We start from the raw sequence: 26,070 nt of genomic DNA on the forward strand, positions 1-26,070 counted from the left end.
CTCTGGACCGGGAATGGTTGTGATTATTTTTTGATCTTCAGCCCTCACAATAGCTGTACCGTCCAAAACCCCCATAATGGCGTAGTCGGTCCCTTCGTCGTCAACGTAACCCCAGCAGTCCGAACCGCCGGCGGTATCACCAACACTCCAGACTACAGTGGGGAGTTCTACCCTCGCTACAAGTTCGAGAGCGTATGTTTTTTCATCGGCCCTTAGCAATGACAGCACAAACAGTAATAAAACAGGTGTAATGAATGACCTCATGGTTTCAGATTATTTTCCCTTCAAAACCCTCTTCTGCTCCCTCAGTAGAATGGTATTGGCCCGGTTCTCCTTCCCTCCGTGGTGCAGCATAATAATATAAATAGCCGTTTCAAGTTTGATATGACTGTTATCATTATTCTCATAGAGGGCATTAATCATTCGGGCAATTTCAGCATAATCCGGCATGGGATCAGTGAAAAATTCCGATATCCGTTTCGCTGAATTTTCATGAGAAAAAGGGGGCGACCAATACTTATCCTGACTCCGCATTCGGGATGCTTCCTGTCCTAGTATCTTCAGGCCCCGGGCAAGTCCGGTGTAATAGCCCTGAACAAATGCAACTTTCTTGTCATCTTCCAGGTTGGACCAGAAACCGTAATCAGGGCCGTCCTGAGCTGAAACAGGAAAGATGAATACACCAAGAAGTAGAAAAAGAAAAAATCTTTTCATAAGAATATGATTTTCATCAAAAGTTACTTCAACTTTCCATAAAACGATTCACAATAGGATACCTGCGCCCCATGCCAAAAGCCTTGGAGGTGACGCGAAGTCCCGGAGCTGCTTGCCGCCTCTTGAACTCCGATCGGCGAACCAAATGGTTCACATTTTCTACCAGTTTGGCGTCATATCCAAGTTCCACCAGTTCCGCCTTTGATCTATGATTCTCCACAATCTCTTCCACCAATGGACTCACCACTTCATAATCAAATGGATCCACCTGATCTTCAGCCAGTTCTGCGGACGGTTTCTTCGAAAAAATGTTCCCAGGTATAACCTCACTGCTTTGACTTTCATTGTACCATTTGCTGAGACCATAGACATCCATCTTGTTGAGATCACTAATGGCCGCCAGTCCGCCACTCATATCGCCGTATAGCGTACAATAGCCCAAGGCCAGCTCCGTCTTATTGCCAGTGGATAAGACGAGATAACCCATTTTATTGGCAAAGGCCATAAGAAAATTCCCCCTGATGCGGGCCTGAATATTCTCCTCAGTGATATCCCTGGCCATTCCGTCGAACTGAGAATCAAACGCTGTTTCATATACAGATGCTATTTCACCGATAGAAAGGACACAATATTTCACACTCAGGTTTTTGGCGAGTTCTTTGGCATCATCCTTACTGTGTTGAGTGCTGAACCGGGATGGCATAGATACGCAAAGTACATTTTCTTCGCCTAGGGCTTCTTTTGCAAGGCATGCTGTGAGGGCCGAATCGATGCCACCGCTGAGACCTATAACGCACTTGGTATGTCCCGTCTTATGAATGTAATCACTGATACCTAATGTCAATGCAGCAAAAAGTTCCTCTTCTCGAGAATAGTCGTCATTTGAAATCTTCTTATCAGAATCAAGGTCGACAATCACCATCTCTTCTTTGAAAGAAGTGGTAGCGGCAATCCGCCTTCCATCAGAGGAGTATGCTACTGAATTGCCGTCAAAAATCAATTCATCCTGCCCTCCCACAAGATTGCAATACAGAAAAGGAACCCTACATCTATCCACATGCCCTTTAATTAGTCTCTCCCGTTCAAAAAGTTTTCCTTCACTGAAAGGTGATGAAGATATGTTGAGGATCAGTTCAGCGCCTGCCTCTACAAGTTCATCAGTAACTTTGCAGGTATAATCTTCATCCCACATATCTTCACAAATCTCAACACCGAGAGATATTGTTTCCGAGCCAATCTTTGCTACCAGAGGCGTCCGATTTTCTCCTGGTGTAAAATATCTGTCCTCATCAAAAACATCATATGTTGGAAGAAGCACTTTATCATATCTACCAGATATCTCTCCGTTCTGTAGTAACGCAGCACTATTATAAAGACTGTTTCCGTTAGGGTGGACATAGCCAACCACCATGGGAACATTGCCAACGGCGGACCTTAATACCTCCAGTACTTGGACATTCCTATCTACAAATGACCTTTCCAGTAGCAGGTCCTGGGGCGGATACCCGGTAATTGACAATTCTGGAAAAACAGCAATATCGGCATTAGCATCCACAGAATTGCTATAGAATGAAAGAATCTTCTTACAATTATTATCAAAATCTCCCACAGTGGGATTGATTTGGCATAGAGCTATTTTCATGGATACAGTTAAAGCTATACTTTAATATCGCACCTCAAAATTTCTGAATTTATTTTCGAAACCGATCCACTTTACATTCACATCTTCCACCCGGGCCATGTTGGGCCCCTCCTGTAATTCTTTGATCAGTTTCTCAATTCTGTCCTTTCTCCCTTCAGCCTCAAGAAAAACAGAACCATCTCTCTGATTCCTGACCCATCCGCCAATACCAAAATCCTCCGCCCAGTGTTGGACGAAATAACGGTAAGCGACCCTCTGCACTCGGCCTGTCACTTTAATCTTTGCACCAACTGATTTATTTTTTTCGTTCATATGAGTTCCAATATTTTTTGAACAGCCCCTTCGGGCGTTTGAGCCTCATTTACACCTTTAATATCCCAAGATCCCAGCGTGACCACTGGTTTTTTTTGGGCCAGCGTGTGGGCAATTTCAGACAGTGTCCCATAAGCACCGGCGATGGCGATAGCACCATGAACGGAATTAGCGATAATCACATTCCGTCCCTGACCCGCCCCGGTAGCAACGGGAACAGTAACATAGTTGTTGATACCGGACACATCTTCCGTGGGCAAAACACCCACCACCGTACCGCCAGCTTCACTGGTTCCTTTACAGACTGCCTTCATCACACCTGACCTTCCGCCACAGTAGACCAAAACTCCTTTCTCAGCCAAAAGCTTTCCCACCTTTTCAGCAGCTTCAGATGTTTGAGCTGTGCATTCAGATCCTCCGAAAACAGCAATACGCTTCTGCCCAGTCATTTATTCAATTACCATTCAAATTACTCAAACATATAATCGCTTAATTCCTGATGAATCACGGTTCCAGTCTGTGTATCATTCTCGGGAAAGGAATTGCCTCTCTCAAATGTGAAATCCCGCAGATCCAAGACACCGTCCGCTCGACACCAAGGCCGAAACCGGAATGTGGAACAGTACCGTATTTTCGCAGGTCCAGGTACCACTGAAAGGAGTCCTTTGGCAGTTTATGTTCGTTAATTCGCCTCACCAGGGTGTCATGATTGTGTTCACGCTCACCACCTCCGATTACCTCACCGTAACCCTCCGGTGCTAATATATCCATCCCGAGAGCCAGTTTATCATCTTCAGGATCCCGCTTCATATAGAATGCCTTGATGGCAGCCGGGAAGCGATGGACGATGACAGGACTGTTAAAATGCTGGGAAATGACTGTCTCATCACCCCCTCCGAAATCGCCACCCCATTCAAAACTTTCTCCTTTATCATTCAAAATATCAACAGCTTCCGTGTAACTAATTCGAGGGAATGGTGCCTTGATCTTTTCCAATTGTGACGTGTCTCTATCCAGCACTTCCAGCTGCTCCCGGCAATTTTCCAAGGCCCACTGCACAATGTGGCATATCAGTCCCTCGCCCCAGTCCATATTCTCATCCAAATCACAGTAAGCAATTTCCGGCTCCACCATCCAGAATTCCGTCAAATGACGCCGTGTTTTCGATTTCTCCGCTCGAAACGTTGGCCCAAAACAGTAAACCTTTCCAAAGGACATAATATTCGCTTCGTTATATAACTGACCGCTTTGAGCCAGAAAAGCCCTTTGACCAAAATATTCAGTCTCAAACAGGGTGGTGGTCCCTTCACAAGCGTTTGCTGTAAAAATAGGTGTATCAAGATTTACAAAACCGTTGCTATCAAAATAATCCCGGATGGCTCTTACCGTCTCAGCACGGACTTTCAAGACAGCATTCTGTTTCCTTGAGCGGAGCCAGAGATGGCGGTTGTCCATGAGAAAAGCTGTACCGTGCTCCTTCTTGGTGATGGGATATTTATCGGCAATCTGGTGCACTTTGATGTCGCTCACGTCCAGCTCATAACCTCCGATACTTCTTTTGTCTTCCTTCACTAATCCCGTCAGAGATACAGATGACTCCTGCGTTAGTACCGGCTCCAAATCAAAAACTTCATCAGGAACATTCTCTTGTGATATCACCCCCTGAGTGTAACCCGTACCATCTCTCAAAATCAGGAACCATATTTTCCCACTGGACCGTTTGGTATACACCCATCCGTTTAGCATTACCTCTTTCCCCACATGATCAGCCAGATTAGCAATATATGTTTTTCCCACCGTTTACTCCTCTACCACGTTGAGACTATATCATTAATTATACTTTCTGAAATCTTTGTCACCGCGGCCTTCATTGCCAGCTGGCGGGGGTCTCCAGATTCATCCGGGTCATCGCTGTCAACCTTACCGTCTCTGTCGTTGTCGATACCGTCTGAAGCTACATCAACCGTCAGGCTGTAAGCTCCCCAGCTGGTGTAATTTTTAGTTATAAGCGCTTTCTCTTCACGCACATCGAACCACTCCACACTGATGCCTACACTGTAACGATACTCCAGCACCTCTTCCATTTCAGAGTAGGTGTACGGCTTGTCTTCTACTCTTTTGATTGTACCCCTCAAAATGGAATCGCCTTGGTCACTGATCTTCAGGATGTTCTCCTCCAGGAAGACATTTGTCACCTCATCTGTCACTGCCTCAGCGATTCCAAATTCAGCCGTCTCATTTACAAACAAAGGGATGGAGATACTTTTGATGTGCGGTGGGATGGAACCAGAAAAAGAGTAGAGACCACAGCCGGAAAACATTAAAAAGAACCAGAGCAGGATCGTGGCGTATCCGACCCCAAACCGGATCATCATTCGCCGTTTTAGTTCATCGATAATACCACTCATCTCGGGTTAACCTGTTTTACTCATTTTCATCTCTAAATCTTTTCTGTTTCTTCTCAAGGCCGTAATCGTTGATCTTCCTGTAGAGCGTCCTCTCACTGATTCCAAGAGCACGGGCTGTCTTTCTCCTGTTCTTATTGAATTTCTTCAATGTGCGTGATATGAGCTCCATTTCGAGGTCCTTTACGCTCATATCACCAATAGCACCCGACTTGATAAGGTTTCCCACATCACCTTCCAAAGCGGTTAGATTCAAACCGCCACCGGAATTCAGATAGCCAATTTCGCCGCTGTGATCAATCTTTCCACCAGAGAACAGACTCTTGATATCACGCATATCCTGCCTTAGAAAAAGCAGCTGCTGGAGAATCAGTTCTCGCTCTGCCTGGCCGGAAGATTTGTCCACTGGAACTGGTAGATTCGGTGATGCACCGCCAACCATAGGTTCCAGATGTTTCAATACTATTTCGCTTGAAATTTTGTTCCCTTTTTCCAACAAGATGACACTCTCCACAAAGTTCCGAAGCTCTCGGACATTGCCAGGCCAATCATACTGTTTCATCACCCGGATTGCATCAGTGCTGAACCCCCTGAAAACAATATCATTGGAGCGGGAAAAAAGAAGCGCAAAACGTTCCGTTAAAAGATCAATATCTTCCAGCCTTTGGCGCAGTGGCGGTATTTCTACGGTAACTGTTCGGAGGCGGTAGTAAAGGTCCTGGCGAAACCGTCCTTTTTCTGTCTCTTGAGTCAGATTTTTGTTAGTGGCGGCGATCATTCTCACATCCACCTTTCTCGTTTTAGCGTCACCCACACGCATAAACTCACCTGACTCAAGAACCCGAAGGAGTTTAACCTGAGTCTCCACAGGCATTTCACCTATCTCATCTAGAAATACGGTACCGCCGTCAGCTTCTTCAAAGTATCCCTTTCTGTCTTCTGCCGCCCCAGTGAAAGAACCTTTCTTGTGACCAAAAAGTTCACTCTCAATGATCCCTTCCGGGATGGCGCCACAGTTCACGATCACCAGTGGTTTGGATGAACGGCGACTCTGTTTATGAATCGCTTTAGCCACAAGCTCCTTCCCTGTTCCCGATTCACCGATGATGAGCACCGAGATATCTACCGGTGCTACTTGGACGATCATTTCGAGGACCTGATCAATGCCCTGGGAAGTACCTATAATCCCTGAATTTCGCCTCACCATATCTAGTTCACTCATGTCAAAACCCCAGGCTCTTTTTCAAAATTGTGTTGGTACACTTTCCACATAGATGACAAAAGTTCCTCAAGACCGGAATGTATCGGCTCCCATCCCAGCGTTTCTTTGGCAAGTTTAGACGTAGCCACCAGCTCAGCTGGATCACCGGAACGACGATTAACGACGTTGTACGCTATATTCCGGCGTGTCACTTTTTCCGCCATTTTCACCACGTCCAAAACAGAATGGCTTTCGCCGGAAGAAAGATTTACAGTGAGGTGATCGTGAGAAAGCAAATAATCCAGTGCCAGCAAATGTGCTGAAGCCAAATCGGTGACATGAATATAATCCCGGATACCGGTGCCGTCAGGTGTGTCATAATCATTGCCAAACAGTTCAAAAACCTGTTTTTGTCCGCTGGCCACCTCCATAATAATAGGAACAAGATTGGCCGGGTTCTTTTCAAGCCCAAGGACACGACCATGATCGTCATAACCGGCGGCGTTGAAATAACGCAGAGCGGCGAATTTCACTCCTTTCAATTGACCGTACCACTTCAGGTACTGTTCAATAGCAAGTTTTGTGTAACCATAGTAGTTGATAGGTTCCGTTGGGTGATCCTCGTCCATGGGAAGATACTCAGGATAGCCGTATACGGCCGCCGTTGAGGAAAAAACGATTGTCTTCACTTTATCAGCTACCATGGTATTCAGCAAAGTCAATGTGCCTGAAATGTTGTTTGTAGAATATTTTTCGGGATCTGTCATGGACTCCCCCGCTGCCTTGAAAGCGGCCAGATGTACCACGGCCTCCACACCGCCGGCCAAGGCTTTTCTCACCTTGCTTGCATCCAGTGTTGAACCACGAATAAATTGAGCATCGGCGTGAATATTCTTTTCAGCCCCTCTCGACATGTCATCCAAAATGACAACCTCATGGTCTGCATTTAAGAGGTCCAGTACAATATGGGAACCGATGTAACCCGCCCCGCCTGTGACTAAAACTTTCATCAGACTCTAATCCTATTCAAACTCAAAAGCGCTCCGCGTCAGGTCACCAATTCTTCTCTTAGTTTTTCGATTTCATCTCTAAGTCTCGCTGCTTTTTCGAATTGCAGTTTTTCCGCAGCTTCCAGCATTTCGTTCTTCATCATATCTAGAGCAGCACCTTTGTCCAGCGTATCGAACCAGTCGCCCTTTCTCCCGTATACCATATGATCGGTTTCCTTAACGGCATCAGCAACGGACGTTGTCAGGATCACATCATCCATTGACTTATAGATGGTTGTCGGCGTGATTTTATGCTTCTCATTATATTTCTTCTGAAACTCACGCCGCCGGTTTGTCTCGTCTATTACTTTTTTCATGGAGTCTGTCACCTTGTCGGCATAAAAGATCACTTTCCCATTTACATTTCTGGAAGCGCGGCCGGCAACTTGCATCAACGATCGTTCGGATCTCAAGAAACCTTCCTTATCAGCATCCAGGACGGCAACCAGAGAAACCTCGGGCAGGTCCAGTCCTTCTCTCATCAGATTGATGCCCACCAGTACGTCAAACTCGCCAAGCCTGAGATCTCTCAGAATTTTCACCCGCTCCAACGTATTGATATCAGAATGGAGATAACGTACCCGGAGATTCATCCCCATTAAATAGTCGGTCAGATCTTCTGACATTCTTTTAGTTAGGGTTATCACCAGGATTCTTTCTTGACTTTTCACTCGGAGCCGAATTTCGCCAATAAGGTCATCTATTTGCCCTTCGGTGTGGTGGACTTCCACTTCCGGATCCAGCAGACCCGTAGGACGGGTGATTTGTTCCACAACAGCGCCACCGGTGTAAGCGTGTTCCCGATCTGACGGTGTTGCCGAGGAAAAGATTGCTTGATGCACACATTTTTCGAATTCATCGTATTTGAGCGGCCGATTGTCCAGAGCTGACGGCAGGCGAAAACCATACTCAACGAGCGTTTCCTTTCTACTCCTGTCGCCATGATACATACCCTGGATCTGGGAAAGGGTGACGTGGGATTCATCAATGAATATCAGTAAATCGTCCGGAAAATAGTCAATGAGTGTATATGGCCGCTGTCCTGGTTTTCGCCCGGCGAAATACCTGGAATAATTTTCAATACCGGAGCAATATCCCACCTCCAGCATCATTTCAATATCAAAATTGGTTCGCTGTTCCAGCCGCTGCGCCTCTAGTAGTTTATTGTCACTGCGCATCTCTTCAAGCCGTACAGCCAGTTCATCTCGAATAGCATCGATAATTTCTTCCATGGACGATTCATCAGTCACAAAATGCTTCGCCGGATAGACAAAAAGGTTTTCCACAGATCGGGTGATCTCCCCGGTGATTGGATTGAAAAAGCGAATCGATTCCACATCGTTCCCAAAAAGCTCTATCCTCACAGCCTGATCTTCATAAGCTGGATATATCTCAATCACATCTCCCCGGACCCGGAACCGCCCTCGCTCCAAGACGGCATCACTACGGACGTAGTATATCTCCACCAACTCTCGAAACAGCTGGCGCGTGAAGATCTTTTCACCCTGATTAACACGCACAACTTTGTTCTGATATTCTTTTGGAGAGCCAATACCGTAAATACAAGAAACTGAACTAACCACAATCACATCATCCCGCGTCAGAAGAGATTCGGTAGCTTTGAGTCGGAGTTTGTCGATCTCTTCGTTGACGGAAGAATCCTTTTCAATGTAGGTATCGGTCACCGGCAGATAGGCCTCAGGCTGGTAGTAATCGTAATAGCTGATGAAGAACTCTACGCAGTTATCCGGAAAGAGATTCTTGAATTCTCCATATAGCTGTGCTGCCAGAGTCTTGTTATGCGAAATAACAAGCGTGGGCCGCTGGACTTCCTGAATGATATTGGCCATGGTAAAAGTCTTTCCGCTACCGGTAACGCCCAGCAACGTTTGCCACTTTTCTCCCCGCTCCAAACCAGCTACCAGTTCAGTCATGGCTCCATATTGTTCAGCCGTGAGAGAGAATTGACTGTTAATCTTCAATTCTGCCATATTGACTTGAAATTTACTTTCTTCCGAGGATCGTGTCAACAAATAGAGTCGGAATATTTTTCAGTACACTAAACCGTCTCAGTAGAATTTGTTCGCTGTAAGAGATTACAACAGCTATTAGAGCGTCGATTTTACGACTGAATTTTCTGATTGAGATTACGAACAAGATACTGGAGCCAGCTGACAAACGACAGAACGGTTGAAATCAGTATTAGATAAAATCCAATCTCCTCAATTCTCAAAATGTAGAGCAGTATTGCCAAAGAAATGATCCCCACGGTCCATTTGCCGATAATGTTGGAGCCCAGGACAACATGTGCATGATTAAGCATATATACACCACTCAGTGTAATAGTCAACTGACGAGTCATATAAAAAATAAAGAACCAGAATGGGAAATTTCTCGTCTCATCAAGAGAAATAAACAGAACGATGACCCCAATTGCAATGGAATCGGCAAGTGGATCAAGAAATTTCCCCAAGTCTGTCACTTCGTGGGCCCGCCGGGCGAAGTAACCATCCAGCCAATCGGTGATAACTGCAACGAGAACAAGTACCACGGCCAGCGCAATTTTGTCGTGAGCGAGACTATAAATAATAGGCAAAGCAAGAAAAGCACGAAGCACGCTTAGCAGATTAGCCAGCGTAATGATTCTAGTGGGATGGGTAATCTTTATGTTTTGCTGAGTGTCAGGCATGTGTTTTTATCGCTGGTCTTGAATGGATTATCCCATTAGCAATCACCAACGTAGTTTCTGAGAGAGCAGCCGCCTCCATTTCATCATGCGTTACGAAAATAAGGTGTTTATTTGATAGAAGAGCGCCAAGAAACTCAATCATCTTTTTCTTTTGTTGAACACCCAGCGAAAACATGGGTTCATCTAGGATAAGCAACTCATATTTAGCTTGGCTTAGCATAACAATCAGCACAATCCTCGACTCCGAAAGACTCAACAGATGTAAGGGTGTTTGGGAAATCCTGAACCAGGGAATTTGAAAAGAGGCAAGTGAATCTGTAATCTGATGAGCAAAATCATCGGAAGCCAACCCTTCTAACAGAATCATCTTAGCCACTTCCTCCGGAGTGTATCCTCCGAACAATCTTTCGGGCGATTGAGGAAGGTAGGCTAGAGATGGTGAACGGTCGTATATTTCTATCTTGATGTCACCGGCATGGGGCGTTTCCATTTGAGACAAAAGCGCCCCCAGGGTCGATTTTCCGGAGCCGTTCTCGCCAATGACTGCTAATGATCGGATCTTTTTAAGTTGAAGGCACTGGTCATTAAACAGTTGCCCAGAGTTGGGATAAGCAAAAGAAAGCTTATTAAATTTTAATGAAAGCTTTCCCGGTGGAATGGATATCTTCGGGTAAATCTTCTCTAACCTTTTTTCAAGATGCTCTAAATGATCCAGGCACAGTTGCCAGCCATTTTCACTGTACTGCAGATCTGAAGGGTCTGATGTGAGCCACAGAACAACGGCGTTGAATCGTTCACACCACTCCTTCAGGATTGTGACACACATTTTTTTCGACTGCTCACTCAGGAAGGAAAGTCCGTCATCAATAATCAAAAAGTCAGGAGAAGAAGTGAGGGCCGAAGCAAGATTGAGGAGCTCCCTTTCGCCGCCAGACAGCATCGATGGATGTCTTTCTAAACCAAATGAAAAATTGAACCTCTCAGCCACAATTTTAATCCGGTGCTGGATTTTCTCCGCGGGCCAACCAGCGTTCTCAAGATTGAAAGCCAGCTCTCTTGCCACAGTGGGGGCAACGATTTGGGCATCAGGGTCTTGAGCTACAATCATGGGCGAGATAAAACCCGAAATTCGAGACAGATTAAAATTTGGATGATCTGATTCGTGAGACAGTGAAACCATTCGCCGACCAAGGCTGCTTTTTCCGACCCCGCTCTCCCCATAAATGACGTGTATTCCCGTGCGAAGGTGGACTTTCCGAGATGGAACATCAAACTTAGGGAACTGGATAAGAAAACTGACTTCAGTCACGGAGAATTCCTCTAACTACACGAGTTGCTGCACCGATATTCTTATGGATCACCTCAGTAGCTGCCGCGCTGGAATTGAGATAAAATTGCTGATCATCCAAAAGACGATTGACAGTGTCACCGAATTCAGTTTGCGTGTTTACGGTGAAACCTCCACCATTTTCCAACAACTCCTCAGCTGCGTGTGAGTTGTGATATTTTGGACCAAAAACAGTAGGAAGCCGGGCCATGGCTGGTTCCATAACATTATGAATGCCCGTAGTGAAACCGCCTCCAACATAGGCGAATCGCCCTTGCCAATAAAGCCGTGAGAGGTAACCAACTTTATCCATAATTACCACACGGGCACTCTTGACACCGTTACTAGTCTGGGAGAAAAGCTTTGGGCTCAAACCGAACTTCGTGAACAGCTCGAACGTCTTACTAATATATTTAACATCCGGCTCGTGGGGCACCCAGGTGAAACCAAATTCGGGCTTGGCCCGGACTATCTCCAAAATGGAACCGAGAATAAGTTGATCATCTTCAGGCCATACACTTCCTGCGATAAACCGGAGGGGGCGTTCAAGTACCGACCTTGAGCGGTCTACGGCTGACTCCTTAGCCAAGTCTTTCACCCGATCATAGCGGGGACTCCCCAAGACTCGGACAATATTCCCAGGCTTTATCAAAAGAAGTCGCCGAAGTTGAATGTGATCTTTTTCGCTGATAGTATAGACAGACGCAAGTGAGCTGTAAACATGGTGGAAAAAATTGCTGATTATCGGCCACAGTTTTGGGCTCTTTCTGTGCAACCTTGCTGAAAAGAGGATCGTGTGTATCTTGAGCCTTTCTGCTGTCCAAACAAGATTTGGCCAAACGTCATACTCGGCGAATATTAGCTTATGGGGACGGACCAGCTTGAGTATTTTCGATACAGACCAGGGAAAATCGAGGGGCAAATAAATCTTGAGATCTATATCATCGTCGTTCACATTGGCATAACCTGAAGGTGAGAAAAAACTTACCAAAATGATACTATCTTCCTCCACCTCTTTCAAGCCACGCAAGACAGGCCTAACCTGCTCGTATTCCCCGTGAGAAGCGCAATGAAACCAATAAGTCAGACGAGTACTGTCAATTTGTGAAATAAAGTTTCTGAGCTTATCGGTCATTCCTCGCCGCTCGTGCAAGGCACGCCTGATTTTAGACTTGAAGGGATAAAGAAAAAGCACAAGAACCAAAAGAATAGGCAGGGCAATAAAGTTGTAAACACTAAACCAAAAAAGTTTCATTTTACGCTTCCGGAAAAACTGAATTTATTGATTCTAAAACTTCCTTACTGGTGACACCGCTGAGACACAACTGCTCATTTCTGATGCATCTCCGCTGCCCGTTTTTAGAACAAGGTCTGCACCATAAATCGGAGTAAAGTTGCTGAGAACCCGTATGCCGGACGTTAGCACCTGTCTCCCTAGATGTAGGTCCTGTGATCATCACCACTGCTGTTCCCAGCGCCTCAGCTGCATGGATGAGCCCTGTATCGGCACCCACCGCAACCGACGCAATAGATAGAATGGTCATTGATGTACGCAGATTAGTTTTTCCACGAAGATTCACGACATTTTCGAATTCGCCTGCGATCTCATCACAAACAGTGTTTTCAGCCCCACCCAAGATTACCGCCTGCTTTCCATGCATCAAATCAAACAGCTGTCGGTACCCGGCTACTGTCCAAACTTTGTTTGGCCAGGTAGCTCCGGGCACGATCGCGAGAAAATGTGGCGCAACTCCGAAACGGGCCAACAAACTGCTACACCGCTCTTTTTCCTTAACTGATATGTACAATTGGGTGAGAGCACCTTCCTGCAACCCCATGAAATTAACATATTCTTTAGTTACCTCGAAATTTGGAGGGAAACGGTTCCACTTAAAATAAAAGAGCAGAAAACGGTTGAGCCTCGGTTTTTTGTATACGGAGCAGTGAGAATTCATACCGAGGCGAATAATTCCTGATCTAAGGGAATCGTGAAGATCAAAAACATGAGAATAGTTTTCATCATCTAATTTACCTGCCAGTTCCGTCAATCGTCTAAATCCAGCGTTGCGTTCCAACAAAATCAAGCGACTGATGTGGAGTTGTCCCTCTAAAATCGGTGCATAATCGCGAAGCGTGAGAAAATGAATCTCACAATTTGGATGTTGATTCTTGAGCGCCTCCACAGCAGCTGTGGTAAATATGATGTCGCCCATGGAACTGAAGCGAATTATCAGAACCTTTTCAAACGAGGATGTACTTTCCAGTATTGCCGCCCTGGCCCCCTACTTCGTCCTTTGCACATTGTAGAGACAAAGATCTATCATGGACCTTTTATAAGGAGAATCGGGAAAAGGTGTAAGTGCGGCAACAGCCTGATCGGAAAATTCTTGCAGTTTCTTCTTGGCATAACTAAAACCGCCGTGTTCGGATACAATCTCTTTCAATCGTTTTACATCTCTATTTTTGGTATCCTTAGAGAGCGTTTTGCGGAGCTGCCGCCGTTCAACGGCTGAAAGGGTTGACGACATGGCATGAATAATTGGAAGGGTGATCATATTCTTGGAAACATCTGCATTGGTATCCTTTCCGGTGTCCTTGGTGGCGCCGAGAATATCAAAAAGATCATCCTTAATTTGAAACGCCACCCCCAGCTTTTCCCCATAATCCCGCGCCGCTGTTTTGTGGTCTTCATTTTTTGAAGTAGTGATGACTCCAAGTTCACAAGAGGTTGAAATGAGTGAGGCAGTTTTATCTTTAACCATCCTGAAATAAATTTCTTCGGACATAGATTTTTTAAAGCTTCGCTCGATCTGAAGCATTTCTCCAGAGCTCAAACGTTTGGCTGTGTTTGAAATGAGGTCCAACGCCTCAAAATCTCTTAGACGAATCAGGTTTGTGAGAACCTGGCTCAAAATGAAATCGCCCATAATAATGGCTGTTTTATTCTTCCAAATTTTTTGAATTGTGGGAAAACCCCGCCGCTTCTTGGCTTCATCCACAACATCATCATGCATAAGGGTGGCGAGATGAAGAAGCTCAACCATAGCTGCCGCCTTATAACTGTTCAACGTTGGACCGCCACTCACCCGCGCCGACAGGATGGTGAGTATGGGTCGGATGGCTTTACCTTTGTGGCTTAAAAGATAGCGGGCAATTATATTGATGAGCCGGACCTCAGACTTCAGCGCTAGCTCAAACTCATCCTGGAAAACTTTCAAATCTTCCACAATAGGTTCAATGATTCTTTTCAGTTCAAATGTCTCAGTCATTGGTGAAATTTACCGTGAAAGGCTGTTGCTCTTCACTAAAACTTCTTGGCAAAGATGTGTGAAATGCCAATACTGATCTCATAAAGCACCATGAGGGGAGCGGTCATAATCAACAAGCTGACAGGATCTGGCGGGGTTAACAGGGAGGAGAGAATCAGAATGACGACCACAGAGTGACGGCGGTATTGACGCATAAAAGCTGGAGTCAGAAGTCCGATGGATGAGAGGATCAGAACAATGACCGGCAGTTCGAACAGAAGGCCTGCGGAAAAGAGAATCCAGAGGATGTAGTTAAAATAGTAGTTGATGGAAAAATTGTTAGCTACGTCAACGTATCCCATGCCAGTGAAAAAATTGAGCGAAAAAGGGATCACCACAAAGTAGGCAAACACGACACCAATTATAAAAAAGACGAATGAAAAAAGGATCACCGGAAAAGCGTATCTTCGTTCATTCTCAAGCATGCCCGGTGCTACAAACTTCCAGAACTGGTAAGTTAAGACAGGAATAGCCAAAATGACCCCCCCAACAAAGGCAATCCCCCATTTGATCATGAACATTCCGTGTACTTTCAATACCTGTAGATCAGGTGGATTCTCCAGAGATGTAGCCGGTAGCAAAAGAATCCTGAAAATAGGATCGATGAAAAGGAAAACAAGTCCAGCACCCGCAACAACAGCTATCAAAGATTTGATGATTCGCCATCTGAGCTCCTCGAGATGATCAAGAAATTGCATTTCGGTTTGATCGGTAATAATTCTATTTCAGGGAATCTATAAGGTGGCGCGCCGCTGAGTAGGGAGATCGGCCATTAGCCCTGTGAGTTGAAATTTCCGAGTCTAAGACCAGTTCCGGCTGACCATTCCAAAAGAGCTGAACAAGTTCATCCCGAACGGCACCCCGTACGCGGTTCAGGTATTGTCTTTCACGCCGCTTTTCTAGAATGCCCGCCTTTTCCAAATGTGCAATAAGATTAAATGATTTTGTATAAAGTTCGGCCACTCCTTCACCAGATGATGCAGTCGTCAAAACTATCTCAGGAATGAATTGCCGGGCTTCGGCTGAATCTTTGAGATATTCAGATAAAAGGTCGGCTACGCGCTTAGCCCCGTCTTTGTCCGACTTGTTAACCACAAAAAGATCACCCACCTCAATGGGTCCTGCTTTCATGAACTGCACCTCATCCCCCACTTCCGGCACCAACACAACAACTGTGATATCTGCATTTTCAATGATTTCTGTCTCAGACTGTCCCACACCAATTGTCTCAAATATGATAACCTCTTTCCCCGTACATGATAGAATATCTCCCATAAGATGGGATTTTTTAGCCAGCCCCCCAGTCATTCCGCGATTCCCCATACTTCTCACATATACTCCGCTATCCATTGAATGCTGGTTCATCCTGATGCGATCGCCCAGGAGAGCACCACCGGAAAAGGGGCTGGTGGGATCGACGGAAATGACACCCACAGTTTTTTCATCTTTCCTGATGAGTTTTACCAGTTTATCAATGAGTGTGCTCTTTCCGGCACCCGGCGGGCCTGTAATCCCAATGCGAACCGAATCCAAAGAATGTGAATAGAGTTCATCATTGAGGACATCATCTGTTTGGCTGCCGTTTTCAACAGCTGACATGAGCCTCGAGATGGCCTTTAAATCATTCCCCTGAAGGTGCTCTATGATCGTCTTACTCATGATCAATTGAAAATAGTTGAGTTTGAGCCGGTTTTAAGCCCAAGTGGAGTTTACATAAAAGTATCCCTGAATTTCGTGTAGTCAAGAATGGAGAGAGTGTGTGCTTTCCTTGATATTAAACTTTTTTCTTCAAGGAGTTTGAGCATTCGGGAGACAGTTTCGCGAGACGTACCGGCCATGTTTGCAATATCCTGCTGATAGGGCAATTTGGAAATATGAACCACGCCTTTTCGGATGGTTCCCAATTCTTCAGCAAGTCGCAAGATGGTGACGCCGATCCGCTGCTCAGCATCGCTTAAAGCAAAGCTTTCAATCTGCTGGTCAGTCTTACGGATTCGACCAGCAAGCTCAATTAGAAGTGAAATAGCAATTTTCGGAAACTTTTCAAGGAACAGAAGAAAATCGTGGCGCTTCAAAATAAGCACATGGCAATCTCCGTGCGCTATGGCATTTGCGGACCGCGTTTCGCCATCCAAGAGAGACATCTCACCGAAGAAATCTCCCTCGCCTAATATTGCAAGAATCACCTCTCTCCCATCTTCACTGACGCGGGTAATTTTGATACTGCCATTGCTGATGATAAAAAATGTATCACCAAATTCATCCTCCATGAGTATAATATCATTCTTTGCATACGAACGTTTGGACATACGAGAATGAAGTTCATCCAAATCGGTGGAATGAAGATCCGAAAAAATGGGAACTGATGCTAGGAGTTCTAAATCTCTCATCAACTGAAGGTAATGTTCAGTTAAAGAATTTCAAAATAAATTCCCGGCAAGAGAGTTTGGTTCTTCATTTCAGTGCATATAAATTTGCGACCGTTATGAAGACACACTAAAATGAGATTATGACTACATATGAGTAATAGAACAAAATCTGTCAAAAAACGTCAACGACAGCAGGCTAATAATTATGTTCACAATTTCCACTATAAGTCAATGATGAAATCGGCCGTGAAAAAGGTACTTTCATCCACGGATAAAAATGAAGTTGAAACGCTCTATCGTAAGGCCATATCCATCATCGACAGTCTGGCATCAAAAAAGATTCTACACAAGAAAACTGCCGCCAGGCGCAAATCTGCGCTGACGAAATACGTTAACTCCCTTTCCTAGTATACCGAAAACTTCAGCTTTCTAACTGTCTTTTGGCTGATAATTAGGGGCATCCTTGACAATCCTAAGATCGTGAGGATGACCTTCAGCGTAAGACGCGGAGGAAATTCTTATAAATTCGGCTTCTTTTTTAAAGGCGGGGATATCCATTACACCGCAATATCCCATGCTGGCACGGAGCCCACCAACAAGCTGATAGATGACCGAACTTAAACTACCTCTGTATGGAACCAGCCCTTCCACACCTTCTGGAACGAGCTTAATCCCGGATTCTCCCTCTTGAAAATACCTGTCAGCACTCCCTTCCCTCATGGTGCCAATCGAGCCCATTCCGCGAAAAGACTTATATTGGCGACCTTCATGAAGGATCACCTCGCCAGGGCTTTCATCTAATCCTGAAAGTAAATTACCAAGCATCACACAATCGGCACCAGCAGCCATGGCCTTTGCCATATCACCAGAGAAACGTATACCCCCGTCGGAAATAACAGGTACCTCGTTTTTTGCAGCAGCCTCCACCGCATCTACAATAGCGGTGAATTGAGGAACACCAATTCCACTGACAACCCGGGTGGTGCAGCTTGCTCCGGCACCGAGACCAACTTTCACACTGTCGGCTCCGGCGTCAATGATAGCACGTGTACCATCACCGGTGGCAACATTCCCGGCAATAACCGGAACGTCATTGTAATTTGACTTCACTTTTCCCACAGCATCCAACACGCCCTGAGAATGACCGTGAGCGGAATCGAGCACAATCACATCCACACCTGCGCCGATAAGTCCTGAAACTCTCTCATCCAGATCGTCGGCAACACCTACAGCGGCGGCAACCAAAAGCCGGCCGTGGGGATCAAGAGAAGCATCAGGATATTTCTCTTTCATCAAAATATCACGCACCGTCACCATACCAGCTAATTTCATTTCTTTGTCTATCAGGAGAAGTTTTTCGATTCTGTTCTTCTGTAGAATGTCTTTTGCTGTCTCTAAGGTGGTACCGCTCTTAGCTGTGATCAACTCTTTGGTCATAACCTCAATAACGGACTGATCAAGGTTTGATTCGAACCGGATATCGCGCTCAGTAAGAATGCCAATGATCTTGTCAGAATCACCAATGACGGGAAGACCTGATATCTCATGGTGCTTCATTATAGCGATGGCATCCTTCAGCGTCTTATCCGGGGAAATGGTGACAGGGTCTAGGATAATTCCGCTCTCGGCCCGTTTTACTTTAGTCACTTCCTTCACCTGGCGGTCTACAGACATATTCTTGTGAATGACGCCCATACCTCCCTCTCTTGCCAAGGCGACGGCCATATCACTTTCAGTTACTGTGTCCATAGCGGCACTGAGGATTGGTATGTTGAGATTAATGGACTTCGTAAGCTGTGCTGTGACATCAACTTCCTTGGGAAGCACTTTTGAATGCCTCGGCACAAGAAGGACATCATCGAAAGTAAGAGACTCTTTTAGTTTACTGTATCTCGCCATTTTCAGTTCAACTTTAGCTTTGAATTTGCTGCTGAAATTATCTTCTCACTCCGAATCAATCCAACAGCACTGGCAATCTCTGCAGATAAAACCCGATCACGACTGTTGAAAGGAATAACACGGCGGACCGCATCACGGACTGCTTTAGTCACAGGAGAAGACTTAAGAGGCCGGCGGAGATCTAACAAATGTGTAGCAACCAGCAACTCGATGGCCAGAATATGTTCCAGATTATCTATAATACTCAAAAGCTTTCGACCGGCGATTGGCGCCATAGAGACAAAATCTTCCTGTCCGTTTTCGGTAGTTATTGAGTCAACAGAAGCGGGAAAAGCCAATGTTTTGTTCTCAGATGCCAGGGCCGCTGCAGTAATCTGTGCTATCATATACCCAGACTCAACACCTGGTGAACCAGCAAGAAATGGTGCCACCCCCATATTTTCCCCATCCATCATCCTGTACACCCGTCGTTCAGAAATACCCCCCAATACCACGGCGGAAATGGATAACATATCCGCCGCCTGTCCCACCGGCTCGGCATGGAAATGCCCAGAATTATACACCCCATTAGACTCCCACATCACAAGAGGATTATCGCTCACACTGTTGATTTCATTATTAATAACACGTTTGACTGACTCAAATGTCTCCCGGCATGCACCGTGAACATGAGGAATGCATCGGAAGCTATAAGGATCCTGGACACGGTCGCAATCTTCGTGAGATTTGACAATATCACTCTTATTCAAAATGTTCCAGAGGTTCTTTGCCGACTTTATTTGTCCGGGGTGCTTTTTCAGACGATGTAAAGTTGGGTTAAACACTTTACGGGAGCTAAGCGTTGCCTCTACAGAAATTGCCGAAACCAGATCGGCCGTCATAAGAAGATTCTGCATTTTTATCAAACCGTTCACAGCTAGTGCAGTTGAAACTTGTGTACCATTCAAAAGTGCTATTCCTTCTTTTGCCATAAGAGTCAATGGACTCAATCCAGTTTTTTTATAGACATTGGAGGAAGGAATGACACGATCATTGAAAAGGACTTCCCCTTCACCGATAAGAGCCAGAGTCATATGTGACAACGGCGCAAGATCACCGCTGGCACCAACTGATCCCTTTGAAGGAATAACTGGTAATATATCATAATTGATGAAGTCCCTCAACAGAGCAACCACATCCCACCGTACACCGCTATATCCTAGACAAAAGTTGATCAGCTTCAGGAACAGAATGGCCCGGGTTAAACCCGGTTCGAATGGATCCCCAACACCGGCGCTGTGGCTCCGAACCAAATTGAGCTGGAGTTGCTTCTGGTCCTTTTCATCGATATGTCGTTGACTAAGTGCACCGAAACCGGTATTGACCCCGTAAATGATCTTTCCTGAAGAGATTTGATCTTCTAACACCCCTCTTGATCGAAGAATAGATGTTTTTACCTCACCTTTTACTAGAACTTTTTGAGAACCGGTTACAAACGGTTTTAAATCCTCAAAAGTGTACTCTTGTCCTGAAACAGTGATCATGGTAACTCGGAATTTAGCCCATGGTTGAGATTTGAATCAAGCATGGACATGAAGACCGGATTCTTCAGAAAATGTTTTCATTGTAACAGGAATAACGGACTGAAAAACATGTCCATACCTTTTTTTAACAACACGATTATCCATATTGATAAAGATTCCTTCATCATTCATGCTGCGAATTAATCTACCGAACCCCTGACGCAAGCGGATTGCGGCTGCCGGTACGGAATGCTCCAAAAAAGAATTGCCTCCTGATTCTTCAATCTTTTCGTTATACGCTTCTGTGGTGGGCTCGTTGGGTACATCAAATGGAATTTTGGCAATGACAAGGATTTCCAGAAGGTCACCGGGAAGGTCGATCCCTTCCCAAAATGAACTGGTCCCCAATAGAATGCCATTACTCGTCCGGCGGAACTGGTTAATTAGCGCTGGACGGGATCCGGTGGAGAGCTGGGCCAACAGAGGTACCCTATTCCCAAACCCGCTGGACTCCAATCTTTCGAGGCACTCCCTGAGCATAGCACGACTGGTAAAGAGAACGAGGGTTCTTTTCCCATATTGATGGAACAGAGATTCCACCAGTTTTGCCAACAAGGGGACAAAGTTTTGGTCTTTTGGCCCTGTCTTTCCCGCCCACTGCAGATAAGTACATTGATCCTCATAGTAGAAAGGGCTGGAAAACGATTGCACCTTCACTTGTTTTTCTTCGTAACCCTCGAGTCCGAACCGACCAAGAAAGTAGCTAAACTCGGTATTGAGCGACAGCGTAGCGGAGGTGAGTACTGATGCGGCTGTGTTATCGAAAATGAGGGAGCGAAGGTTCGGCCCTGTATCAATGGGAACAGCATTCAAGCTGATTTTTAAATCGCCCCTGACAAATTTCCCAGTCTCCCAGTAGACCCAATCTTCCTCCTCTTCATCTGAAACGACACTGAGAGCATCTGCCAGAGATATAATACTCTCTGTCACCCGGTTAATGATGCCCGACACTTCTGCATCCTTTAGATTGTCCGGCGCTTCCGTTATAACGGATTGCAACCGGGCGGAGGCAGAGGCACCCACGGCAAATGCTTCCTGTAAAGTGCTCAGCTCTTCCTCCAGTCCCATGAAATGCTCACTAAGATTCCTGATCCTCACAGAATGTTCGTATCTAACTTCACTGGAATAGTTTCCTACCCCATTCTTAGATAGCGCATCAAAAAACCGACTGCTGGTTTCAATCAAATGTTCCGCAGCATTGCAGAGCGAGGTAAAATATTTTGATGCTTCGGGTACTGATTGGGAAATGGCATTCATCTGTAGTTTAATGCGCCTCCCTCGTGAAGATGATTTAGAAAGAACTGAGAGTTGATCGGCGATAATTCTATTACTCACTCTCACACGAAAGTGGTTGTATCCCACACGGATAAGATTGTGAGCCTCATCGATCACTACTGTTTTCAGGGAAGGGAGAATATTCTGGTTTTCCAGTTCGTAGAGCAAGAATGAATGATTCACCACAATCAGATCGGCATCCTGCGTTGCATCCCTGAGTGGCCCAAGGAAGCATCCTCCTTTCTGCTTACAAACACGAGGTCTGCAAAAACCGGGGTCGCTCTGGATCATGGACCTTAAACGATATGGCCTCCTCTTCAAAAAACCCGTACACTCCTCAAAATCGCCTGATTTTGTCCACTGAAGCCAGATCAGTATAACGATCAGTGATTGCACCTCCTGCTCAGAAAGCAGCGTCCGGGCGTCCGCTATGACGCGATCGACCCTGGTAAGACAGACATAATTCTGTCGACCTTTCATCACGGTGGCAGAAAAGGAGACGTCCAATGCTGACGCCAGTTTGGGAATTTCCCTCTGGAAAAGCTGGTCCTGAAGGGGCTTGGTATGGCAGGAGATAATAACAGGCTCTCCCCCGGTTGCCAACGCCGTTCTCAAGGATGACATGAGATAAGCCAGCGATTTTCCCAAACCAGTGCCGGCTTCAAGGACTCCAACAGCACCGTCATCGAAAATATCCTTCACAAAATTTGCGTAATTAATTTGACTCTGTCTCACTTCGTATTCTCCACCAGAAAAGGAACCAGCCAAAAGTCCATCACTAGCGAAAAATTCTTCGGAAATAGCCGGGAATGACTCCCGCTTACCCTCATGTCGGAAGATTGGTGACGGCATATCTTTCATAATGTCGCTACTCACCAAGCCTTTTTTTAGATTACCACTCTTTACCAATACATTGGCGAGATTCATGTATAGTGTCTTGTTAATAAATGATTTTCCCTCACTCGCGGAAAGAATTTTCTGTATAACTGGCAATGGATAGGATGCAGCTTCATGGATCAGTTTCAGAAACAGCTGCCCCAGTAATTCAGTATCCGCCAGGGCTCGGTGTGTCCCTTCGCTTCTGGAACCCAAATATTCGGCAATTGTCCCAAGCTGATGGTTAGGCAGAAAAAAAAGGAATGCCTGGGAAAGAGGTACCGTATCGTACCCCTCGTTTTTCACTTCCTGAGAAAGGTAATTCATTTTGAGATCAGTGAGAAATGCCAAGTCAAATGGAAAATTGTGAGCGACGAGGGGATGATCTCCGATGAACTCAAACATTTTTTCGATGACCTTTTCCTCTATAGGTGCGTCCTTAACCATCTCATCAGTAATTCCCGTTTTCCTCACAATTTCCGATGGGATAGGCCGCTGAGGATTCACCAGTGTTTGATAGGAGCCAACGACCTTGCCTTGTTCAAAGCGGACGGCAGCAAATTCTGTGATCTTGTCATTAGATGGATCGAGACCTGTAGTCTCGAAATCGAACGCGATAAAAGTGTGGAGATCTAGTTGGTTGAGGAGATCCGCAAGCTCCATTAAACGCCTGCAAACACCTTCATTACATCAATAATAAGGGAAGGTTTTTTAACAATAGCATTTCGAAATACTTTTGCAATGGTGCGGTCGTTTGGCGGAATTTTTCCAACAGCATCAGCAATACTATCCAACTCATCATCTGTCAACTTGCTAACGGTTTCTTTAATGGAATAGAACCGCTCATGATTTCTTCCACCAACTTTGTGCCACTTTTTGGCATAACGGTTTAGATATTTTTCGGATGTATCATCTTCTTTGATGGCCTCAGCAGCTGTTTCACCCGCCAGCATGCCACCACGCATACCGGGAACAATCCCTCCACCTGTCATGGGATTCACCATATGGGCGGAATCACCGGCCAGCATAAGACCATGAGTGACAAATTTCTTCAGTGTTTTGTCGCAAGGCACCCCTCCCACTGTTGAACTAACCACCGAACCATCTGGAAATGTCTTCTGTAAAAAATCATCCAAGTATCGTTGAGCGGAGCGGAAACGGCTATATTTTCCGGATACAGCCAACCCAATGTTGGCTGCATTAGGTCCTTTCGGGAATATCCACAGATATCCGCCCGGGGCCCACTCTCGAGACATGTAAAAATCAAGCCTATGCTCATTCACTTCAATTCCAGAAATGGTTTTCTGAATGGCTGACTCCATATCTTTCATTTTGACAACCGTTTTTAGTCCGGCCCATCTTCCGACACGGCTTTCAACACCGTCTGCACCAATCACCAGTTTCGATTTTACCTCAAATGGTTCACCGAGATACTCACCCTTCACACCGGAAACTTTATCACCATCAAAAAGTAGTCCATCCACATATGCTTTACATACTATCTGTGCACCCTCGACAGCAGCATACTGGGCCAGATCATAATCGAAAATCCTCCGATCAAGTATGTATCCTTTTTGCTTAAGATCAACATCTATCGTGCGCCCATTCGGTGAAATAAGACGCAACTTTGTAATGACTGATTTGATCCAGCGTGGATCAGGTTCAACAAATATTCTTAGACCTTCATCGCTTGCAGCCTCACCGCATCTTACCGGCACACCGATATCTCGATCCTTCTCCAAAAGAAGAACATTGATACCCCCTTTGGCGGCATACCGCGCAGCCGTGGTCCCAGCCGGGCCGCCTCCTACAACAATCAGATCAAACTTCCGCTGTCTCCACATCCTCAAACACCTCTATGGGGCAGATATACAGGCACAGTTTACAGTCTATACAAATATTATAATCGATGGCGATGTCTGCCTCTTTAAGTTCAATGCAATCGACAGGACAAACGCCTACACAACAGCCACAGAAATCGCACTTGTTTGGTTTGATCTCAATCATAAATCACTTTCAATGTGGGACGAATAATGCCGTGGCGAAAGTAATTATACCACCTCACTACATTGTAGTTCAGGAACATGGCGAACCAAAGCCACGGATATCTAATACCTACAAAGAAGGCTAAAATCATGAGCGGATATCTAAAGGCGCGGATAATATGTTCCGACCGCGGGAAAACCAACGCCACAACAAAGAATGGTACAGCAATAATAGCGGCCGTGCTAACAACAGGATCACCCATCCTATAGCCCAAGATAGTTGATAATACCAGCAAAACTGATCCAATACCCACTGGTCTCACAACACCATCCATAAAATCGCGATGGAAAAGCTCTTCAGCTTTCACTGATAAATCCCAAAGGAGAGCAACAGCAATAAAACCGCAGGAATACGGTACCGAAGCAAACAATCCACTCATTAGTCTGCCGTCAGCTAGATGCCAACCGATCATGAAAAGAGAAAGAGCAGGAACCCCGCTGAAGGGAATGTTCATTAGCAATTTTTTATCAACAAGCTTCTCCCGATACTTCAGGTAAGCTCTCCATGAAACATAAAAAACAGATATCCATGCTCCAACGGCGAAAAATAGGCTTATTCTACCTTCTGCTTCAGCTTCCATTGCCACTGATGAAAGAACAACAATAATACCAGAAAGAAATAAAATGAGAGTAAACTTTTCTGTTTCAGAATCATTTCCTTTCAATGCAGATGAACAGGCTATAAGCGTCATTCCAAGAAAGGCAAAAAACAGCGACCAATTGAAAGTGGTGGCCCAGTAGAACTCATTAATTGTGGTACCTTTGTAGGCGCTGATACCAGCTGTCATCATAGTCCAAATGGAAAGCAGCAGGACAGGGCGAACCTCAAAAATCCAATCTAAAGAACAAAAGAAACCGTTCAGTCTTTGGTAAAGTTTCGTATCAGTATTTATACAGCGTGCAATCACCATTACTTACAAGACAAATAGTTACAGCAAGGTTTATCCAATCAGTGCCTTACCGAAAATTTCAGAATAAATTTCATTTAATATGATGAAGGCCACTACAGCAGCTGCAATGGTTAAAAAGGCCTTGACCAATTTATCTGATAAGATTGTTACTTCCATACCAGAACGTAGTTCATTCATATATTCGGTAATTCCCCATTTTTTTATGATGAAAATCGCTGTAAACATTCCGCCAAGTGGAAGCATGTATTTTGAGGATAAATAATCCATGGCATCAAAAAATGATATACCCAGGAATTCTGTAATATTGACTCCACCTCCCAGCGAGAAAGAACAGAACATCCCGACGATAGTTATCACGGCACCGAATTGTATCGTAGCTTTTTTCCTGGACCACCCTTTTTGGTCAATAAAATATGCTGTCACCACTTCAAGAATTGAGATTGCCGATGTGAGGGCAGCCATGAAAAGTAAAACAAAGAACAGTGT

Annotated in this window: 26 protein-coding genes; 1 reads left to right on the top strand and 25 read right to left on the bottom strand. The window is 45.3% G+C overall.

Annotated features, from left to right (window positions below):
• From EYO21_06310 to EYO21_06395, 18 genes are all read right to left on the bottom strand, one after another.
• The coding region (locus tag EYO21_06310) for a hypothetical protein (GenBank protein ID HIB03419.1) at window positions 1-264 on the bottom strand (264 nt) is incomplete at its 3' end.
• Between the two features lie 9 nt (window positions 265-273).
• Entirely contained in the window at window positions 274-714 is a 441-nt protein-coding gene (locus EYO21_06315) for a hypothetical protein (GenBank protein ID HIB03420.1), read from the bottom strand.
• A gap of 28 nt (window positions 715-742) precedes the next feature.
• Complete coding sequence (locus tag EYO21_06320) at window positions 743-2,356, bottom strand: NAD+ synthase (protein ID HIB03421.1); 1,614 nt, start codon at window positions 2,354-2,356, stop codon at window positions 743-745.
• A gap of 21 nt (window positions 2,357-2,377) precedes the next feature.
• The gene (locus EYO21_06325; protein HIB03422.1) at window positions 2,378-2,668 is read right to left on the bottom strand and encodes an acylphosphatase; all 291 of its coding nucleotides are present in this window, start codon (window positions 2,666-2,668) and stop codon (window positions 2,378-2,380) included.
• Complete coding sequence (locus tag EYO21_06330; protein ID HIB03423.1) at window positions 2,665-3,117, bottom strand: TIGR00725 family protein; 453 nt, start codon at window positions 3,115-3,117, stop codon at window positions 2,665-2,667. Before EYO21_06330 ends, EYO21_06325 begins: the two co-directional genes overlap by 4 nt.
• 55 nt (window positions 3,118-3,172) lie before the next feature.
• Window positions 3,173-4,465 carry an asparagine--tRNA ligase gene (gene asnS / locus EYO21_06335; protein HIB03424.1) on the bottom strand — a complete coding sequence of 431 codons (1,293 nt, stop codon included), beginning with the start codon at window positions 4,463-4,465 and terminating at the stop codon, window positions 3,173-3,175.
• Between the two features lie 11 nt (window positions 4,466-4,476).
• Window positions 4,477-5,076, bottom strand: coding sequence for a hypothetical protein (locus EYO21_06340; protein HIB03425.1), 600 nt, complete (start codon window positions 5,074-5,076; stop codon window positions 4,477-4,479).
• A 16-nt stretch (window positions 5,077-5,092) separates the two neighbouring features.
• Complete coding sequence (locus EYO21_06345) at window positions 5,093-6,295, bottom strand: sigma-54-dependent Fis family transcriptional regulator (GenBank protein HIB03426.1); 1,203 nt, start codon at window positions 6,293-6,295, stop codon at window positions 5,093-5,095.
• Window positions 6,292-7,284 carry a UDP-glucose 4-epimerase GalE gene (galE, locus tag EYO21_06350; GenBank protein HIB03427.1) on the bottom strand — a complete coding sequence of 331 codons (993 nt, stop codon included), beginning with the start codon at window positions 7,282-7,284 and terminating at the stop codon, window positions 6,292-6,294. The genes EYO21_06345 and galE overlap by 4 nt, the downstream gene beginning before the upstream one ends.
• 38 nt (window positions 7,285-7,322) lie before the next feature.
• Window positions 7,323-9,314: an excinuclease ABC subunit UvrB gene (gene uvrB / locus EYO21_06355; GenBank protein HIB03428.1), complete on the bottom strand. Its 1,992-nt coding sequence runs from the start codon at window positions 9,312-9,314 to the stop codon at window positions 7,323-7,325.
• A gap of 131 nt (window positions 9,315-9,445) precedes the next feature.
• The gene (locus EYO21_06360) at window positions 9,446-10,012 is read right to left on the bottom strand and encodes a CDP-alcohol phosphatidyltransferase family protein (GenBank protein ID HIB03429.1); all 567 of its coding nucleotides are present in this window, start codon (window positions 10,010-10,012) and stop codon (window positions 9,446-9,448) included.
• On the bottom strand, window positions 10,005-11,321 hold the full coding sequence (locus tag EYO21_06365) for an ATP-binding cassette domain-containing protein (GenBank protein ID HIB03430.1): 1,317 nt from the start codon (window positions 11,319-11,321) through the stop codon (window positions 10,005-10,007). Before EYO21_06365 ends, EYO21_06360 begins: the two co-directional genes overlap by 8 nt.
• Entirely contained in the window at window positions 11,314-12,594 is a 1,281-nt protein-coding gene (locus EYO21_06370; protein ID HIB03431.1) for a hypothetical protein, read from the bottom strand. Before EYO21_06370 ends, EYO21_06365 begins: the two co-directional genes overlap by 8 nt.
• Window position 12,595: 1 nt before the next feature.
• Window positions 12,596-13,552: a glycosyltransferase family 9 protein gene (locus tag EYO21_06375; protein ID HIB03432.1), complete on the bottom strand. Its 957-nt coding sequence runs from the start codon at window positions 13,550-13,552 to the stop codon at window positions 12,596-12,598.
• A 69-nt stretch (window positions 13,553-13,621) separates the two neighbouring features.
• Window positions 13,622-14,608: a polyprenyl synthetase family protein gene (locus EYO21_06380; GenBank protein HIB03433.1), complete on the bottom strand. Its 987-nt coding sequence runs from the start codon at window positions 14,606-14,608 to the stop codon at window positions 13,622-13,624.
• Window positions 14,609-14,643: 35 nt separating this feature from the next.
• A complete protein-coding gene (gene tatC / locus EYO21_06385) occupies window positions 14,644-15,345 on the bottom strand; it encodes a twin-arginine translocase subunit TatC (GenBank protein HIB03434.1) in 702 nt (233 codons plus the stop codon).
• A 22-nt stretch (window positions 15,346-15,367) separates the two neighbouring features.
• Entirely contained in the window at window positions 15,368-16,306 is a 939-nt protein-coding gene (meaB, locus tag EYO21_06390) for a methylmalonyl Co-A mutase-associated GTPase MeaB (GenBank protein ID HIB03435.1), read from the bottom strand.
• A 50-nt stretch (window positions 16,307-16,356) separates the two neighbouring features.
• Window positions 16,357-17,037, bottom strand: coding sequence for a Crp/Fnr family transcriptional regulator (locus EYO21_06395; GenBank protein ID HIB03436.1), 681 nt, complete (start codon window positions 17,035-17,037; stop codon window positions 16,357-16,359).
• A gap of 129 nt (window positions 17,038-17,166) precedes the next feature.
• Between EYO21_06395 and rpsT the strand changes: the two genes are divergently transcribed.
• Window positions 17,167-17,424, top strand: a complete 258-nt coding sequence (gene rpsT / locus EYO21_06400; GenBank protein ID HIB03437.1) for a 30S ribosomal protein S20 — start codon at window positions 17,167-17,169, stop codon at window positions 17,422-17,424.
• 21 nt (window positions 17,425-17,445) lie between these two features.
• Here the strand turns inward: rpsT and guaB are convergent, their stop codons facing one another.
• The 7 genes from guaB to EYO21_06435 all read right to left on the bottom strand — a co-directional run.
• A complete protein-coding gene (gene guaB, locus EYO21_06405; GenBank protein HIB03438.1) occupies window positions 17,446-18,915 on the bottom strand; it encodes an IMP dehydrogenase in 1,470 nt (489 codons plus the stop codon).
• Window positions 18,916-18,917: 2 nt separating this feature from the next.
• The gene (gene hutH, locus EYO21_06410) at window positions 18,918-20,438 is read right to left on the bottom strand and encodes a histidine ammonia-lyase (protein ID HIB03439.1); all 1,521 of its coding nucleotides are present in this window, start codon (window positions 20,436-20,438) and stop codon (window positions 18,918-18,920) included.
• Window positions 20,439-20,474: 36 nt separating this feature from the next.
• The gene (locus tag EYO21_06415) at window positions 20,475-23,291 is read right to left on the bottom strand and encodes a hypothetical protein (protein ID HIB03440.1); all 2,817 of its coding nucleotides are present in this window, start codon (window positions 23,289-23,291) and stop codon (window positions 20,475-20,477) included.
• Complete coding sequence (locus tag EYO21_06420) at window positions 23,291-24,472, bottom strand: NAD(P)/FAD-dependent oxidoreductase (protein HIB03441.1); 1,182 nt, start codon at window positions 24,470-24,472, stop codon at window positions 23,291-23,293. The genes EYO21_06415 and EYO21_06420 overlap by 1 nt, the downstream gene beginning before the upstream one ends.
• On the bottom strand, window positions 24,450-24,635 hold the full coding sequence (locus EYO21_06425; GenBank protein ID HIB03442.1) for a hypothetical protein: 186 nt from the start codon (window positions 24,633-24,635) through the stop codon (window positions 24,450-24,452). Before EYO21_06425 ends, EYO21_06420 begins: the two co-directional genes overlap by 23 nt.
• Entirely contained in the window at window positions 24,628-25,464 is an 837-nt protein-coding gene (locus EYO21_06430; GenBank protein ID HIB03443.1) for a hypothetical protein, read from the bottom strand. The genes EYO21_06425 and EYO21_06430 overlap by 8 nt, the downstream gene beginning before the upstream one ends.
• 150 nt (window positions 25,465-25,614) lie before the next feature.
• Window positions 25,615-26,070 (bottom strand): sodium-dependent transporter (locus EYO21_06435; GenBank protein ID HIB03444.1); only part of this gene is annotated, 456 nt, incomplete at its 5' end.

It is taken from the genome of Candidatus Neomarinimicrobiota bacterium (assembly GCA_012964825.1).
GTDB lineage: Bacteria > Fidelibacterota > Marinisomatia > Marinisomatales > S15-B10 > UBA2125.

Bases quoted from the DNA above. Each gene is read 5' to 3' on its own strand.
- rpsT (HIB03437.1), top strand. From the start codon at position 17,167: ATGAGTAATAGAACAAAATCTGTCAAAAAACGTCAACGACAGCAGGCT.
- EYO21_06345 (HIB03426.1), bottom strand. From the start codon at position 6,295: ATGAGTGAACTAGATATGGTGAGGCGAAATTCAGGGATTATAGGTACT.
- EYO21_06415 (HIB03440.1), bottom strand. From the start codon at position 23,291: ATGGAGCTTGCGGATCTCCTCAACCAACTAGATCTCCACACTTTTATC.
- EYO21_06420 (HIB03441.1), bottom strand. From the start codon at position 24,472: ATGTGGAGACAGCGGAAGTTTGATCTGATTGTTGTAGGAGGCGGCCCG.
- meaB (HIB03435.1), bottom strand. From the start codon at position 16,306: ATGAGTAAGACGATCATAGAGCACCTTCAGGGGAATGATTTAAAGGCC.
- EYO21_06330 (HIB03423.1), bottom strand. From the start codon at position 3,117: ATGACTGGGCAGAAGCGTATTGCTGTTTTCGGAGGATCTGAATGCACA.
- uvrB (HIB03428.1), bottom strand. From the start codon at position 9,314: ATGGCAGAATTGAAGATTAACAGTCAATTCTCTCTCACGGCTGAACAA.
- hutH (HIB03439.1), bottom strand. From the start codon at position 20,438: ATGATCACTGTTTCAGGACAAGAGTACACTTTTGAGGATTTAAAACCG.
- guaB (HIB03438.1), bottom strand. From the start codon at position 18,915: ATGGCGAGATACAGTAAACTAAAAGAGTCTCTTACTTTCGATGATGTC.
- EYO21_06380 (HIB03433.1), bottom strand. From the start codon at position 14,608: ATGACTGAGACATTTGAACTGAAAAGAATCATTGAACCTATTGTGGAA.
- galE (HIB03427.1), bottom strand. From the start codon at position 7,284: ATGAAAGTTTTAGTCACAGGCGGGGCGGGTTACATCGGTTCCCATATT.
- EYO21_06360 (HIB03429.1), bottom strand. From the start codon at position 10,012: ATGCCTGACACTCAGCAAAACATAAAGATTACCCATCCCACTAGAATC.
- EYO21_06395 (HIB03436.1), bottom strand. From the start codon at position 17,037: ATGAGAGATTTAGAACTCCTAGCATCAGTTCCCATTTTTTCGGATCTT.
- EYO21_06320 (HIB03421.1), bottom strand. From the start codon at position 2,356: ATGAAAATAGCTCTATGCCAAATCAATCCCACTGTGGGAGATTTTGAT.
- EYO21_06340 (HIB03425.1), bottom strand. From the start codon at position 5,076: ATGAGTGGTATTATCGATGAACTAAAACGGCGAATGATGATCCGGTTT.
- tatC (HIB03434.1), bottom strand. From the start codon at position 15,345: ATGCAATTTCTTGATCATCTCGAGGAGCTCAGATGGCGAATCATCAAA.
- EYO21_06315 (HIB03420.1), bottom strand. From the start codon at position 714: ATGAAAAGATTTTTTCTTTTTCTACTTCTTGGTGTATTCATCTTTCCT.
- EYO21_06370 (HIB03431.1), bottom strand. From the start codon at position 12,594: ATGAAACTTTTTTGGTTTAGTGTTTACAACTTTATTGCCCTGCCTATT.
- EYO21_06430 (HIB03443.1), bottom strand. From the start codon at position 25,464: ATGATGACAGCTGGTATCAGCGCCTACAAAGGTACCACAATTAATGAG.
- EYO21_06425 (HIB03442.1), bottom strand. From the start codon at position 24,635: ATGATTGAGATCAAACCAAACAAGTGCGATTTCTGTGGCTGTTGTGTA.
- EYO21_06325 (HIB03422.1), bottom strand. From the start codon at position 2,668: ATGAACGAAAAAAATAAATCAGTTGGTGCAAAGATTAAAGTGACAGGC.
- EYO21_06375 (HIB03432.1), bottom strand. From the start codon at position 13,552: ATGGGCGACATCATATTTACCACAGCTGCTGTGGAGGCGCTCAAGAAT.